This window comes from Streptomyces sp. NPDC002884 (genome assembly GCF_040295245.1).
Classification (GTDB): Bacteria; Actinomycetota; Actinomycetes; order Streptomycetales; family Streptomycetaceae; genus Streptomyces.
This window is the reverse complement of sequence record NZ_JBEOVB010000026.1, coordinates 26,805-40,595: the sequence shown is the minus strand read 5'-3', so window position 1 is coordinate 40,595 and position 13,791 is coordinate 26,805. Positions and strand designations below refer to the sequence as shown.

Sequence of the window (13,791 nt, the reverse complement as noted above, 5' to 3'; positions counted from 1 at the left end):
GCCACCTCCTTCCGCCTTCGGGGAGAGCTCATCGGGAGCTCATCGGGACCTCATGAGGACCTCATCGGGTGAGTCCGGCCTCGTCGCAGGCGGACCTGAGCGCGGGGGTGCATATCTGGTCGACGGTGTACATACCGTCCTTGACCACAGTGTCCTTGATGTTGCCGACGGTCACCGGGACCGACGGGAGCAGGACCGCCGGAATGTCCTCGGTGGTGGCGTTGTCGACGGTGCCCGTGGCGAGGGAGTCCACCGTCTTGCCGCGCCCCAGGGCGACGGCCATCTTCGCGGCGGCGTCGGCCGCGGGCTCGAAGGGCTTGTAGACGGTCATGTACTGGTCGCCCCGGACGATGCGCCGCACGCCCGCGAGGTCGGCGTCCTGGCCGGTGATCGGGGGCAGCGGTCTGACCTCGGCGGCTTTGAGGGCCGCGAGCACGGCGCCGGCGAGGCTGTCGTTGGCGGCCAGGACGCCGTCGATGTCGCCCGCGCCCAGGGCGGCGATGGCGTTGGTCATGTTCACGAAGGCGTTCTCCGGGCGCCAGCCGACGGTGTCGTACGACTTGCCGATCCTGACCTTGCCCTCGATGACGGAGAGCGCCCCGCGCTTGAACCAGCCGGCGTTGGGATCGGTCGTGGCGCCGTTCATCATGACGATCTGTTCGCCGCGCGCCTCGGCGTCCAGGGCCGTCAGGAGCGCCTCGCCCTGGAGTCTGCCGACCGTCGCGCCGTCGAAGGTGACGTAACCCGAGATCGGGCCCTGGGCGAGCCGGTCGTAGGCGACGACCGGGATGCCGGCCCGGTGTGCGGCCTCGACCGACGGGCGCAGCAGCTGGGGGTCGACGGCGGCGAGGATCAGGACGTCCACCTGCCGGGTGATCATGGACTCGATCTGCTGTCGCTGGACGGCGGGATCGGCCGTGGCGGCGAAGGTCGGCGCCGGGCAGTCCGGGCACAGCCCCTTCAGCCGCTGCTCGATCAGGGGCCTGTCGAACTGTCCGAAACGCGAGGCCCCGCCCCCCGGGAGCAGCACCCCGACGGCGAGGCTGCCGTCCCCGTCGCCGTCTCCGTCGCTTCCGCCGCAGGCGCCTGCCAGGACCAGACCGGCGGCGGCCGCGACCGCCACGGACGCGCGGGTGAGGGACCTGCGCTTCACGGCCGGAAGGCCGGCACCGAGACCCATCTTCGGTTCCTTAGGACATTTGTCCGCCATTGCCCCGCAATAGGCGCTTAACGCCAAGCGTAGCCATGCCGCTCTAGTCGGCGCGTTCTGCGGTCCAGGTGATGCGCGGGGGCTCGACGCGTGCGCAGAGGGGCCCGCCCTGCGCGTCGGTCAGGCCGAGGCGTCCGACCAGCAGTCCGTCCCGCGCGGCGGCGGCGAGCACGTCGGCGGGGACGGCGTCGAGCATCAGCTTGGCGCGGCGGAACATCGTGAAGACGCCCGACCCGTCGACCGTGCCCCACGACAGGTAGACGAACCGCCGGCCCAGGCGGTCCTGGACATAGGGCCCTGCGACCTCGGTGCCGGCCGGCGAGGCGCTGGTGGTGCACTCCAGGGTCCAGGTCGCGGACGGCGCGTCGCCGGGCTGCGGCCCGAGCAGTTCGGCCGGACGGTCGCGGCGCTGCACGGCGACGTGCAGGTTGCCGTACGCGGGGACCCTGCCGTCGGCGGAGGCCGGTCGGGTGAGGCCGGGCAGGTCGACTGCGTCGATGCGGATGCGCATACCGGCCATCATCGCGCGCCCGCCGGCACCGGGGAGACCCGGTACCCGGTCCGTTCCGGAGCGGAACCTCGGACGTCCGTTCGACATCAAGCAGTGGACAGGTCGAGGCGTACGGATGACATGGGGTGCACGGGATGGACAGCCGGATCAGAGGGGCGGCGCTGGCCTGCGTCCTGCTCGCGACGGGCGTCGTGACGGGCTGCGGGACCGAGTCCCCCGCGCAGTCCGGCCGACCCGCTCCGTCCCGCTCCGTGCCGCCCGCCCAGTCGCCCCGCGGCGAGGCGGGCGCGCGGGCGGGCGTCGAGGCCGCGTACGGGAAGTGGGGGCTCGAGCCGCTGGCCGCCCCGCCCGCCCCGCCGGCCGTCAAGCCGGTCGTGCTGCCGGCCGCCGACGGCCAGGTGCCGGTGATCAGTGAGATACCCACCCAGGAGAAGATCGTCTTTCTCACCTTCGACGACGGGGCGGAGAAGGACCCGGAGTTCGTGACGATGATGCGGGAACTCAAGATCCCCTTCACGATGTTCCTGACGGACTCCGCCATCAGCGCCGACTACGGCTACTTCGGCAAGCTCCAGGCCCTCGGCGACGGCGTCCAGAACCACACGCTGACCCACCCGAACCTGCGCACCCTGGGCGCGGCCGCTCAGAAACAGGAGATCTGCGCCCAGCAGACCAAGCTGAAGGATCGATACGGCACCCAGCCGCGGCTGTTCCGTCCGCCGTACGGCAACTGGAACGAGGACACCCGGGCCGCCGCCGCGTCCTGCGGCGTCGAGGCGATCGTTCTGTGGCGCGAGTCCATGCAGATCAAGAACATGCAGTACCAGCGCGGCGACAAGAAGCTCCACCCGGGCGACATCGTGCTGGCCCACTTCCGCGGCCCTTCCGAGCTCAAGGGCACGACCATGACCGAGATGACGGCCAACCTGCTGCGGCACATCCGGGAACAGGGGTTCACGGTCGCCCGCCTCGAGGACTACCTCTGAGGACCGTCCGGTAAAGACCGTCCGGCCGCCCGTGGCGCGCGATCCCGCTCAGGCCGTCGCACGAGAGGACGGGGGGCCGTCGGCGGTGCGGTCGTCGTCGGCGCGCCCGCGACCGTCCCCGCCGACGAAGAAGCTCGACGCGGCCGTGAGGGTGCAGGTGACGGCGAGCCGCACGACCCAGGGGGCGACTCCGGCGTCCCCGACCGTGGAAGCGAAGCAGGGCGTGCCGAGCAGGACCTCGCTCAGCGGCAGGGAACCCGCGCCGGTCAGCAGGAAGAGCCACGGCGGGGGCTCGTTGGAGGCGATCAGGACCGCGGCCGCGACGATCACGACCACGCTGAGCACGACGGTGAGCGAGGTGATGTCCATGGCCTTCAGCATTCCGCCGGCCGGACCGCGAATCGTCGGCACGGCGGAGGAACGGAGCCTCTACCGGAGGTTGGAGACCGGCCGGTGCGGCCGGCCTACGAGAGCGGGCCGGTCCGCCCCCGCGGCGCGCCCGCCGGCTGACCTCCCGTGCCGACCGCCTCCAGATAGCGCAGGACGGCCGCGACCCGCCGGTCCACCTGGTCCGTCGGCGACAGGTCGAGCTTGGCGAAGATGCTGCGGATGTGCTTGTGGACGGCGCCGTCCGTGACGACGAGCCGTTCGGCGACGGCCGAGTTGCCGAGCCCCTCGGCCATCAGGGCGAGGACGTCCCGCTCCCGGGGGCTGAGCCGCTCCAGCCGGGTGTCCTGGCGCGAGCGGGTGAACAGCTGGGCGACGACCTCCGGGTCGATGGCGGTGCCGCCCGCCGCGACCCGCCGCAGCGCGTCCAGGAACTCCTCCACCCGGCCCACCCGTTCCTTGAGCAGATAGCCGAGCCCCTGCACACCGCCGCCGAGCAGCTCGGTGGCGAAGCTCTGCTCGACGTACGCGGACAGCACGAGCACGGCCAGGCCGGGCCGCCGGCGCCGGGCCTCGACCGCCGCGACGATCCCCTCGTCGGTGTGCGTCGGCGGCATCCGTACGTCGAGGATGGCGACGTCCGGCTCATGCGCGTCGATGGCGTCCAGCGCCTCGTCCGCGGTGCCGGCGGTGGCCACCACGTCGAGGGACTCGGCGCGCAGCAGCAGGGCGAGGCCCTCGCGCAGCAACGCGTCGTCCTCGGCGATCACGATCCGCATCTCACGCTCCACAACTCACCCTGCTCCACGACGGACAACGCTTCAGAGATCACAACGCTCCGCAACCGATGACACTTCACAACTGGCAACGCTCCATGACTGACAGTGCTTCACAGGTCTCGATGCTGCTCAGGGCGCGACGCTTCACGGCTCACGATCCACGGGGCAGGTCCACCTTCAGGACGGTCGGACCGCCGGGCGGGCTGGACAGGGAGAGGCTGCCGTCGTGCGCCGCGACCCGGCGGCGGATGCCGGTGAGCCCGGTCCCGCCGGCCGCCTCGGCGCCGCCCCGGCCGTCGTCCTCGACGTGCAGCAGGAGCCGGCCGCCCCGGCCGCGGGCCGTGACCGTGGCCTGCCCGGCGCCGCTGTGCTTGGCGATGTTGGTCAGGGCCTCGGCGACGACGAAGTAGGCGGTCGCCTCGACGGAGGCGGCACAGCGCTCGGGCACGTCCACGTCGATCCGGCAGGGCACCGCGCAGTCCGCGGCGAGACCGGAGAGCGCGCCCGCGAGTCCCCGGTCGGCCAGCACCGGCGGCAGGATGCCGCGCGCGACCGTCCGCAGCTCGGCCAGCGCCTGTTCGGCCGCCGACTGGGCGCGCTCCAGGAGCTCGTCGGCGCCGGCCGGGTCCCGGGCCACCATGCGGCGGGCCGCCCCGACCAGCACCGTCACGGAGACCAGCCGGTTCTGGGCGCCGTCGTGCAGGGAGCGCTCGATACGGCGCAGTTCGGTGGCGTGGGCGTCGAGGGCGGCGGCGCGGGTGGCGGTGAGTTCGGCGACCCGGAGCGACAGATCCGCTTCCGGACCGGCCGCGAGGAGTACGCGTCCGGGCCGATCCTGGAGCCGGGCCATGCCGGGGGCCAGCCCCAGGATGATGGCGATCCAGCTCACGCCCAGCAGTGCCACGGCGAGGGCGGCCGGCCAGGAGTGCGCGCTGCCGACCGCGAGGGAGGTGGCGGTCGCGCCCTTGGGCAGGAACGGCCAGTACAGCGGGAAGGCGGTGTCGCGCACGGCGGCGATCGGCAGGTAGACGCCGACCAGTCCGAGCAGGAACCCCAGCGTGGCGTGCCGGACCAGCCAACGCAGCTCGCGGCGGGTGGTGGCGTCGACGAGGGCGGGCCGCAGCCGCGTGGGAGGGGGCTGCGGGGCGACGACCTCGGGGCCCCGGCGGCCGAGCCGGGCGCGTTCCCGGCCGGCCAGGGCATGCAGGGCGCGCAGCGGCGCGGGCGCCATGAGCAGCCCCACCCCGACCACGCTCGTCACGGCGGTGACGGCCAGCCACAGCAGCACGAGCAGGGCGAGCAGAGCCGTGTTGAGTCCGGAGGCGAGCTGGGCGACGGCGGTGCCCGCGGCGCCGAGGGTCCGTACGGCGAGGTCCTCGATGCTCTCGTCCCGGCCCTCCGGCCGGTCACCGGCCGCCGCGTCGACCGTGGCGTCGGCGTCGGCCGCCGCGTCCTGCTGGACCGCCATTCCGCCGCCCCTCCCCTTCTGCTCCCGCTTCCCGCTTCTCGTTCTCCGTTTCCCGAACGACCTTATGCCGCAGGCCGGTTCGCCGTCATGCGCGTCATGCGGGGAGCGGGTGGTACAGCCTGCTGTACCCCGAACCGGGCGGGCTGCGGGATCGGCCGCGGGGGGTGCCGATCCATAGCGTCGGTGACGACAGCAGGAACGGCACAGGATCCCGGGAGAAGGCCCCATGACGAAGACCACGACCACCGGTCCGGAGCGGCTGACCCGTGGGGAGATCGCCCGCACGCTGCTCTGGGCCGTGGTGGTGACCAGCGCGGTCACCAACATGGCGGCCTCCTTCGGCGGCGCCGACACCTGGGTGCACCTGGTCTGCGGCGCGGTCACCGTCCTGTGCGCGGGCACCCTCGTCGTGCGCAACGTGCGGGGCCGTCGATGAACGCCGCCATCGCCCTGACCGGCGTCAGCAAGGCGTACCCGGGCGGCGTACGGGCCCTCGACGACGTGTCGTTGACCGTGGAGCGCGGCACCTTCCTCGCCGTGATGGGACCGTCGGGTTCCGGCAAGAGCACGCTGATGCACTGTGCCGCCGGGCTGGACTCCCCGACGTCGGGCAGCGTCCGCATCGACGGCCACGAGATCGCCGGGCTGAACGAGACCCGGCGCACCGAACTGCGCCGCGAGCGCGTCGGCTTCGTGTTCCAGGCGTACAACCTGATTCCCTCGCTCAGCATCGAGGACAACATCACGCTGCCGTTGCGGCTGGCGGGCCGCGCCCCGGACCGCGACTGGCTGCGGACCCTGGTGGAACGGGTCGGACTGACCGACCGGCTGACCCACCGCCCCGCCGAACTCTCCGGCGGCCAGCAGCAACGCGCGGCCGTGGTACGGGCGTTGGTGGCGAGACCGGCCGTCGTGTTCGCCGACGAACCGACCGGCGCGCTCGACCTGTGCAGCGCCCACGAGGTCCTCGACCTGCTGCGCGACCTCGTCGCCGATCTGCGCCAGACGGTGGTGATGGTCACCCACGACCCGGCCGCCGCGGCCCGCGCACACCACGTCCTGGTGATGGCCGACGGCCGGGTGGTCGACGCCCTCGACGCGCCGACCGCCCCCGAACTGGCAAGCCGTCTCGTCGCGTTGGGAGAGGTCTGAGTCATGTTCCGTCTCGCGATACGGATGGTCGGACACCGGATCACCGCGCTGATCGCCGTGGCCTGCGCGGTCCTCGGCGGCGCGGCACTGATCACCGCCACCGGTGTGCTGGCCGAGTCCGGCCTCCGCTCCCATCTGCCCGCCGGCCGGCTCGCCGGCGCGGACGTCGTGGTCGCGGCCGACCAGGAGTTCCGGCCGGCCGGTGAGCTGCCGCTCGCGCTCCCGGAGCGCCGCAGGGTTCCGTCCCGGCTGGTCGGCGAGCTGGCCGGGCTGCCGGGTGTCACCACGGCGGTCGGCGACATCGGCTTCCCGGCCGCTCTCCTCGACGCCCGCGGACAGGTCGTAGCGGCCGGGGACCCGCAGGTGGCGGGGCACGGCTGGTCCTCGACGAAGCTGGCGGAGCCATCGGCCGGCGCGCGCCTCGACGGCGCCGGGCCGACCGGTTCCGATGAGGTCGCCGTGGACAGCGGCACCGCCGCGGCGGCCGGGATCGCGGCGGGTGACCGGGTGCGGGTCGTCGTCGACGGCCGCCCCGCCGCCGGCTACCGCGTCTCGGCGGTCGTCGACGTGCCCGGCGCGGGCATCTTCTTCGCCGACGCGACGGCCGCCCGCCTGGCCGGTCACGCGGACCGCGTCGACCTGGTGGGCCTGCGCACCGAGCCCGGCGCCGAGCGGCGCGTCGCCGCCGAGGTCCGGACGGCGCTGAAGGGCACCGGTCTGCTGACCGTCACCGGAGCCGACCGGGGCGACACGGCCGCACCCGGCGCCGGCGCGTCCCGCTCGCTGCTGGTCCTGCTCGCCGGTTCGCTCTCCGGGATCGTCCTGCTGATCACCGGCTTCGTGATGGCGAGCGCGCTGGCCGTGTCGATCGCCGGACAGCGCCGCGACCTGGCGCTGATGCGGGCGGTCGGCGCGACCCCGAAGCAGATCCGCCGCCTGGCCGCCGCCCAGTCCACCGTCGTCGCGGCCGTGGCCCTGGTGCCCGGCGTGGGACTCGGCTACCTGCTGGCCGGGCAGTTCCGCCGACTGCTCGCGGACCGGGAGGTCGTGCCGTCCGAACTCCCGCTCACCTACAGCCCGGTGCCGGCCCTCGCGGCGATTCTCCTGATGATCCTGGCCGTCCAGGTGTCGGCCCGCTGCTCGGCCTGGCGCACCTCGCGGATGCCGGCCACCGAAGCGGTCGCGGAATCGCGCAGCGAGCCGCGCGACCCGTCGCGGGCCCGGACGCGCGTCGGCGTGCTCGTCATCCTCGCGGCGACCGCGCTGTCGGCGCTGCCGCTCTTCTCCCGCACGGTCATCGGCGCCACGGCGACGTCCATCGCGGGCATCCTCGGCGCGATCGGCCTGGCGCTGGCCGGCCCGGCACTCGTCCGGGGCGTCGGCGGCGCCGCGGCCCGTGCGACGGGGGCGGGCGCCTCCGCCCCCACCTGGCTGGCGATGGCCAACCTCCGCGCCTACGCCCTGCGCAACGCGGGGATCGTCAGCACCCTGGCCATGGCGGTCGTGTTCGTGCTGACGTACACCTTCACCCAGACCACCGTGCTGGCCGCCACCGCCGACGACACCCGCACCGGCACCCTCGCCCAGCAGCGCCTGACCGCTCCGGGCCTGGGCGGACTGCCCACCGGCACGCTCGCCGCCGTACGGAACACGGCCGGCGTACGGGCCGCGGCCCCGGTCGGCACGACCAGCGTGGTGTGGCAGTACCAGCAGTTCGGCGACACGGTGAGCGAGTCGGGCCCCGCGACGATCCTCACCCCGGACGCCTCCGAGGTCCTCGACCTCGACGTACGCGACGGCAGCCTGGACCGCCTGCGCGGCGCCACCGTCGCCGTCAGCGGCGACGCCGCCCGCACCCGCTCCGCGACGGTGGGCCACCGGGTGAGCCTGATCCTCGGCGACGGCGCACGGGTCGACGCGGAGGTCGTCGCCGTGTACGACCGCGGCCTCGGCTTCGGCGCGGTGGTGCTCTCCCACGACCTGGCCGCCGGGCACACCACGACGAGGCTGGACCAGTCCCTCCTGATCCGCACGGACGGCACGGCGAAGGCCCGGCAGGGCCTCGCGGCGCTCGCGGCGTCCCGCCCCGGCCTGGCGCTCCGGCCCGCGAACCTGCCCTCGGCCGGCGGCCTGGAGGACGCCCCGCCCGAGGTGTGGATCAACCTGGCCACCATCGTGGTCCTGCTCGTCTACCTGCTGCTCAGCATCGCCAACAAGCTGGTCGCGGCCACCGCCCAGCGCCGGGTCGAGCTGGGCGCCCTCCGGATGAACGGCACCACACCCCGTCAGATCCGGTCGATGATGCGCCGCGAGGCCGCGGTGACCGCCGCCACCGCGCTCGTCACCGCCCTGCTGCTCTCCGCGCTGCCCCTCGCCCTGCTGGGCCAGGGCTTCCTCGGCCGCCCCTGGCCCGCGGGCCCCGTCTGGCTGCTGCCCGCGCTCGCGCTCACGGTCACCGTCACGGCGTTCCTCACCATCGAACTCCCGACCCGCCAGGCACTGCGCACCGCGCCGGCCGACGCCATCCGCGCCCACTGAGCGAGCGGGATCCGTCGACGGGAAGGTGACAGGGGAGGAGGCGGCCGTTACTCACTTTCGGGTGACGGCCCGTCTCCCGGTGGGGTGGCGTGACGTGGCGTCCGGGCGGCACGGGCCAACTCCCGCAAGGGGTCGTCGGCCGGCGGGGCGTCAACATCGGTACTTATTCACTTAAATGGACGTTGCAGCCGAGAGTCACAGAGATATGGACAACAGGTAACACACGCCACGTTTCCTACCCATCTCCCGCACTCCGTGGACAGAGTGTGTCTGCGGCCAGCCGACCGCACCCGCACATCGCACCGACCCCCACGGCGACACGAAGGCCGCTGTGGGAAGGTGCCCGCACATCCCAGGGGAACTCTTTGTCCACTTCCGCTTCTGTCACCGCTCGTCGTCTGACCGCCGCCGCCCTCACGGCCGGCGCCCTGGTCGGCGCGATGGCACTGCCGGCGTCCGCCTCCGACCACGCTCGTCCCAACCGCCCGGAGGTGCGGATCAGCGCCGTTCAGTACGACGCCCCGGGACGTGACGACCGCTCCCGGAGCTCGCTGAACAAGGAGTGGGTGGAACTCACCAACACCACGCGCCACACGATCAACCTCAACGGCTGGACCCTCAAGAACGACGACGGCCGTACCTACACCTTCCACCACTACCGCCTGGAGGGCCGCTCCACGGTCCGCATCCACACCGGTGAGGGCCGCGACTCCCGCAGGGACCTCTTCCAGGACCGCAACAGGGAGGTGTGGGACAACCGCTCCGACACCGCCACCCTGCGCAACGACCGCGGCCGCTTCGTCGACGACGAGTCCTGGGGCCGCAACCGCGGCCACGGCGACAACCGCGGGCACGGTGACAACCGCGGGCACGGCGACAACCGTGGCCACGGCGACAACCGCGGGCACGGCGACAACCGTGGCCACGGCGACAACCGCCACTGACCGATCCGGACCCGGTGAGCCGATGAACACCTGACTCGGCACACCGGCGCGCCGCTCGCTCGCGTGGTCGTCGAGGCCACGAGCCGCCGTCAGCCGGTGATCACCTCGTTCTTCGCGAGACTCTCGGTCCGTGACGTGACCGTTGTGCTCAGCGACTTCGCGGTGGCGGAGACCCCGGACGCGTCGGCGCCCGCCCGCTTCGCCTGACCGGCGAGGGCGTCGAGGGCGTCGAGCGCGTACCCCGAGGCGAAGAACTGCTGGTACAGCTTCTTGTAGGCCGCGTGATACGCCCCGTCGAAGGCGTCCGCCGCCAGGAACCGCTCCTTGAGGAGGTTGCCGCCCATGCCGCCGCCTCCGCCCGCGCCGCCCGGACCGCCGGCCTCCGCCGTGTCTCCGTCCTGCCGGGTGTCCTGCTGACCGTTCCCCGGGGCCTGCGGCATCCCGGACGGGGTGCCCGACGGCATGCCCGCCGCTCCGTCCTGCGCGGTGGCACCCGGCATTCCGCCGCCACCACCGCCTCCGCCTCCGCCGCCCATGCTCGTACTGTCGTCGGGCCCGGTACCGGCGGTGCCGCTGAAGGTCAGGTTGAAGTCCCAGCCCAGGACGGAGAACTTCTTGGTGCCGAGGTCGTACCAGAGCACGTAGTTCTTGCCCGGCCCGGCCATGTCGTCGAAGTTCAGGATCAGGTTCTGCGTCGCCACGTACTCCGCGAAGGAGTCCACGTCGACGTACTTGTCGAGGTTCTCGGCGAACTCCTCGTCCGACGCCTGGCCGACCCACTTGAGGAGCTTCATCACCGGCGAGAGGTCCTGGCTGCCCTTGAGGTTGAGCTGCTTGAAGGACTCCTCGTAGTCGGTGGGGTCGTCCCCCACGTAGTCGAAGCTGCTGCCCGCCCGGGCCTTGTACGCCACGCCCGTGGTGCCGAGCTCCGAGTCGACGTAGTCCTTGCTCGGGTTCTCGACCATCAGCCGGGTCGCGACCGGACGGCTGTTGACCTTCACCGCGGTGAAGGCGAACTTCTCGGCCGTCTGGCCGGACTTCTTCATCAGCGACAGCGACAGGGCCTCGTTCAGCGGCAGCGCCTCGTCGACGCCGGGACGCAGCGACAGCTCGCGGTGACCCTCGTAGGCGCGGCCCTCGACGTACTCGTCGATGCTGATCAGCCAGGGCAGTTCCTCGGGCTTGGCGGCGGAGAGGCTGAACTGCGTCATACCGCCGCCGCCACCGCCGCCCGCCGCGCCCATGGCGCCCCCGCCCTGCGGAGCCTGCTGCTGGTCACCGTCCTGCTGCTGAGCGCCGTTCTGCTGCTGCTCACCGTTCTGCGGGGCGGTGTCCTGCTGCTGACCGCCGTTCTGCGCGCCGCCGCCCTGTCCCGCGCCGCCACCCTGTCCCGCGGGGCCGCCCTGGCCGCCGCCTCCCGTGCCGCCGCCGCGCAGGCTCTGCAGCGTGGAGTTGCCCTTGAGGCGGATGCCGACGTCGTTCAGGTACACGCCGTCGACGGTGAGGTCGGCCTTGATGTACTCCTTCTCGCCCTCGTCCTGGTACTTCGCCATCATGTCCGTGAAGTCGGTCTCGCTGTACTCGAGCTGGATCGAGTGCGTCCGCGAGTCGTCGAACAGGTCGACGGCCCCCGTGACGTTGTCCGTGATCTCGTCCCCGTCCGCCGTGGAGGCACTGGTGACGAACGGCGTGACACGTACGTCCCCGAAGAAGATCAGCAGGACCGAGAGCCCCACGGCGAGGGAGCCGGCCGGCTTCCAGTGGTGGCGGAGCCGCAACGGGACGCGGTGCACCAGCCGCTTGCGGGGGGCGGTCATCAGAGGTCCGTCTGGTCGTAACCGGTCAGCACGGTCACGCGCTGCCCCATGGCGCGCTCCTGGAGGGCCGCGACCAGCTGACCCGGCTCGTGGCCCTTCTTGATGCGGACCGTGTAGAACACCTCGGTCAGGGTGCCGCCGCGGATCGACTCCGTGCTCACCAGCTCGAACTCGTCGGTGTGGCGCAGCAGGACGTCCTGGATCGCGTGGGTGTGGTCCTCGCCCGCCGGGAGCTGGACCTTGACGACCTGACGCTGGACGTTGAGGGCGAACCAGTCGAACTTGCTCATCGCCAGGATGATCAGGGCGATCACGGTGCCGCCGACCGCGGCCAGCGTGTAGAAACGGGCACCGCACGCCATGCCGACGGCCATCGCCAGGAAGATGAAGCCGACGTCCCGGGTCTCCTTGACCGCGTTGCGGAAGCGGACCACCGACAGCGCTCCGACCAGGGAGAAGGCGCGGGCCAGGTTGGAGCCGACGACCAGCATGATCAGCGCGACGATCATGCCGACGATGACCAGCGTCTGCACATAGGACTGGCTGTAGGAGACGTTCTTGTGGGTGGCCCGGTAGACGTACCCGATCATCGCGGAGAGCACGAAGGACAGGGTCATGGCGAGCACGATGTCGGTGACGCTGAACGTGCCGCTCAGGTCCTGGACGTTGAGATTCACGAGTGGGATGCCTCCGTGGGGCGACGCGTCGTGGGGGACGCGGGCGTGGGGATGAAGGGGACGGCGGCGGGCGCCGGCGGGAGGTCTTCCTCCCGGACGTGGAAGACGGACCTCGGGGCCAGCCCGAACGCCTCGATGCTCTGGACGTACTTGGAGACCCGGACGAGGCTCAGATTGCGCCGGGCCGCCAGGTCGGTGATCCAGTACGGGGTGCGCTCGTTGACCTTGATCTCCATCACCGACAGGTGCGGCGGGACGGTGAACCGGTTCTGGGCGTTCGGTGTGCCGAAGTGGAAGTCCCGGTCGCGGCCGCGGATGCGGCGGTCGAAGGTGACGCGCAGCCCCGTGTCCTGGTCGCGGCCGACCAGCGCCTCACGCTGGTAGCCGGTGATCGCGGTGGGCTGGAGGTTGAGCCTGACCGCCAGCTCGAGGACCTCGTTGACGAAGGCGTTCTCCTTCGCCGAGTGCTCGATCATCTCCCGCTCGTCGCACAACTGCCGGGCGGTGGCGTACGGCAGGGTGATGCGGCGTTTCTGGGTGACCCGGTTGACCCGCTGCTTGATCTCCACGCAGACCGGGGAGTCCTCGGTGACTCCGTCGAGGTCTCCGTAGTGGCGGATGCGCAGCTTGCGGCGGAACTTCAGGCCTTCGATCTTCTCCCAGTAGAACCGGAGTTGAGGCGTGTCGTAGTACAGGCTCCACACGCCGTAGCCACCGACGGGACTGTGCAGGTCGCGGTCCATCCGCTCGCCCAGTTCGTCCCGGATCCGCGCCGCCTGTTCCACCGGGACCAGGTACTTGAGCTCGTACCGGTTGAAGGCGTGGAGTCTGCTCGCCACCCGCAGCGCCTCGTCGTCCGCGAACTGCGGCGGCGACCCCCCGGCCCGCACCGGGGCCGCGTCGCCGTCCGGCCCGCCGTCGCCGTGGCGACGGCGCTTCAACCAGCCAGTCATGACGTCCCTTCAGATGGTCGGCGATCAATCACATCCCTGTAAGAAACAGGTAAGACATGAAAGGTCGATGAGGGGCGTCTCTGAACACCGTTAGTACGGGGAGTGAACGTGAAGTGAACGAGGGAGCGGAGCGGCTGCGCGAGGCGGTCGGGGAGCTCCACCGCACCCCCGACGAGTTCCGCCGGCAGCTGCCCGGAGCCGTGCCCGACGACCCGGACGCGCTGGTGACGCACGGAACGCCGCCGGCCCAGGCGCACCGGCTGGCCGATCAGCTCGTCCGGGACTGACACCCCCGGCCACGCCGTCTGCGAAGGCCGCCGGGGTTCGCGTGGCAGGGTGGGGACGACGGCCGGAGAGGTGGAGGACGGG

Annotated in this window: 14 protein-coding genes; 6 read left to right on the top strand and 8 right to left on the bottom strand. The window is 72.2% G+C overall.

Going from position 1 to position 13,791, the window contains the following annotated elements; translation table 11 throughout:
- Positions 1-61: 61 nt before the first annotated feature.
- Positions 62-1,180, bottom strand: coding sequence for a sugar ABC transporter substrate-binding protein (locus tag ABT070_RS34315; RefSeq protein WP_351766505.1), 1,119 nt, complete (start codon positions 1,178-1,180; stop codon positions 62-64).
- Positions 1,181-1,253: 73 nt separating this feature from the next.
- Entirely contained in the window at positions 1,254-1,721 is a 468-nt protein-coding gene (locus ABT070_RS34310; RefSeq protein ID WP_351766503.1) for a DUF5990 family protein, read from the bottom strand.
- A gap of 134 nt (positions 1,722-1,855) precedes the next feature.
- On the opposite strand from ABT070_RS34310, the gene ABT070_RS34305 reads away from it, so the two are divergent.
- A complete protein-coding gene (locus ABT070_RS34305) occupies positions 1,856-2,707 on the top strand; it encodes a polysaccharide deacetylase family protein (protein WP_351766502.1) in 852 nt (283 codons plus the stop codon).
- A 48-nt stretch (positions 2,708-2,755) separates the two neighbouring features.
- Here ABT070_RS34305 and ABT070_RS34300 read toward each other — a convergent pair whose 3' ends face one another.
- The 3 genes from ABT070_RS34300 to ABT070_RS34290 all read right to left on the bottom strand — a co-directional run bounded on the left by ABT070_RS34300 (position 2,756) and on the right by ABT070_RS34290 (position 5,341).
- Positions 2,756-3,076, bottom strand: a complete 321-nt coding sequence (locus ABT070_RS34300) for a hypothetical protein (protein ID WP_351766500.1) — start codon at positions 3,074-3,076, stop codon at positions 2,756-2,758.
- Between the two features lie 95 nt (positions 3,077-3,171).
- Entirely contained in the window at positions 3,172-3,873 is a 702-nt protein-coding gene (locus tag ABT070_RS34295) for a response regulator transcription factor (RefSeq protein ID WP_351766499.1), read from the bottom strand.
- A gap of 151 nt (positions 3,874-4,024) precedes the next feature.
- On the bottom strand, positions 4,025-5,341 hold the full coding sequence (locus ABT070_RS34290) for a sensor histidine kinase (RefSeq protein WP_351766498.1): 1,317 nt from the start codon (positions 5,339-5,341) through the stop codon (positions 4,025-4,027).
- Positions 5,342-5,567: 226 nt separating this feature from the next.
- Here ABT070_RS34290 and ABT070_RS34285 point away from each other — a divergent pair, with 226 nt between their 5' ends.
- The 4 genes from ABT070_RS34285 (at position 5,568) to ABT070_RS34270 (ending at position 9,975) form a co-directional block, all read left to right on the top strand.
- Positions 5,568-5,777, top strand: coding sequence for a hypothetical protein (locus tag ABT070_RS34285; RefSeq protein WP_351766496.1), 210 nt, complete (start codon positions 5,568-5,570; stop codon positions 5,775-5,777).
- Positions 5,774-6,493 (top strand): ABC transporter ATP-binding protein, encoded by a 720-nt coding sequence (locus ABT070_RS34280; protein WP_351766494.1) that lies wholly within the window; start codon positions 5,774-5,776, stop codon positions 6,491-6,493. Before ABT070_RS34285 ends, ABT070_RS34280 begins: the two co-directional genes overlap by 4 nt.
- Before the next feature lie 3 nt (positions 6,494-6,496).
- On the top strand, positions 6,497-9,031 hold the full coding sequence (locus ABT070_RS34275) for an FtsX-like permease family protein (RefSeq protein ID WP_351766493.1): 2,535 nt from the start codon (positions 6,497-6,499) through the stop codon (positions 9,029-9,031).
- Positions 9,032-9,396: 365 nt separating this feature from the next.
- On the top strand, positions 9,397-9,975 hold the full coding sequence (locus tag ABT070_RS34270; RefSeq protein WP_351766491.1) for a lamin tail domain-containing protein: 579 nt from the start codon (positions 9,397-9,399) through the stop codon (positions 9,973-9,975).
- 89 nt (positions 9,976-10,064) lie between these two features.
- Here the strand turns inward: ABT070_RS34270 and ABT070_RS34265 are convergent, their stop codons facing one another.
- From ABT070_RS34265 to ABT070_RS34255, 3 genes are read right to left on the bottom strand one after another with little or no spacing between them, the layout of a single operon-like run.
- Entirely contained in the window at positions 10,065-11,792 is a 1,728-nt protein-coding gene (locus tag ABT070_RS34265; protein ID WP_351766490.1) for a CotH kinase family protein, read from the bottom strand.
- Positions 11,792-12,409, bottom strand: coding sequence for a DUF4956 domain-containing protein (locus ABT070_RS34260; RefSeq protein WP_451102946.1), 618 nt, complete (start codon positions 12,407-12,409; stop codon positions 11,792-11,794). Before ABT070_RS34260 ends, ABT070_RS34265 begins: the two co-directional genes overlap by 1 nt.
- Positions 12,410-12,465: 56 nt before the next feature.
- Positions 12,466-13,308 (bottom strand): polyphosphate polymerase domain-containing protein, encoded by an 843-nt coding sequence (locus tag ABT070_RS34255; protein ID WP_351766620.1) that lies wholly within the window; start codon positions 13,306-13,308, stop codon positions 12,466-12,468.
- A 227-nt stretch (positions 13,309-13,535) separates the two neighbouring features.
- Between ABT070_RS34255 and ABT070_RS34250 the strand changes: the two genes are divergently transcribed.
- The gene (locus ABT070_RS34250) at positions 13,536-13,709 is read left to right on the top strand and encodes a hypothetical protein (protein WP_351766486.1); all 174 of its coding nucleotides are present in this window, start codon (positions 13,536-13,538) and stop codon (positions 13,707-13,709) included.
- The last annotated feature ends 82 nt before the right edge of the window (positions 13,710-13,791 follow it).

What these genes read in the sequence shown, in the direction of transcription:
- ABT070_RS34315 (WP_351766505.1), bottom strand. Translation starts at nt 1,180, where the DNA reads ATGGGTCTCGGTGCCGGCCTTCCGGCCGTGAAGCGCAGGTCCCTCACC.
- ABT070_RS34310 (WP_351766503.1), bottom strand. Translation starts at nt 1,721, where the DNA reads ATGCGCATCCGCATCGACGCAGTCGACCTGCCCGGCCTCACCCGACCG.
- ABT070_RS34305 (WP_351766502.1), top strand. Translation starts at nt 1,856, where the DNA reads ATGGACAGCCGGATCAGAGGGGCGGCGCTGGCCTGCGTCCTGCTCGCG.
- ABT070_RS34300 (WP_351766500.1), bottom strand. Translation starts at nt 3,076, where the DNA reads ATGGACATCACCTCGCTCACCGTCGTGCTCAGCGTGGTCGTGATCGTC.
- ABT070_RS34295 (WP_351766499.1), bottom strand. Translation starts at nt 3,873, where the DNA reads ATGCGGATCGTGATCGCCGAGGACGACGCGTTGCTGCGCGAGGGCCTC.
- ABT070_RS34290 (WP_351766498.1), bottom strand. Translation starts at nt 5,341, where the DNA reads ATGGCGGTCCAGCAGGACGCGGCGGCCGACGCCGACGCCACGGTCGAC.
- ABT070_RS34285 (WP_351766496.1), top strand. Translation starts at nt 5,568, where the DNA reads ATGACGAAGACCACGACCACCGGTCCGGAGCGGCTGACCCGTGGGGAG.
- ABT070_RS34280 (WP_351766494.1), top strand. Translation starts at nt 5,774, where the DNA reads ATGAACGCCGCCATCGCCCTGACCGGCGTCAGCAAGGCGTACCCGGGC.
- ABT070_RS34275 (WP_351766493.1), top strand. Translation starts at nt 6,497, where the DNA reads ATGTTCCGTCTCGCGATACGGATGGTCGGACACCGGATCACCGCGCTG.
- ABT070_RS34265 (WP_351766490.1), bottom strand. Translation starts at nt 11,792, where the DNA reads ATGACCGCCCCCCGCAAGCGGCTGGTGCACCGCGTCCCGTTGCGGCTC.
- ABT070_RS34260 (WP_451102946.1), bottom strand. Translation starts at nt 12,409, where the DNA reads ATGACCCTGTCCTTCGTGCTCTCCGCGATGATCGGGTACGTCTACCGG.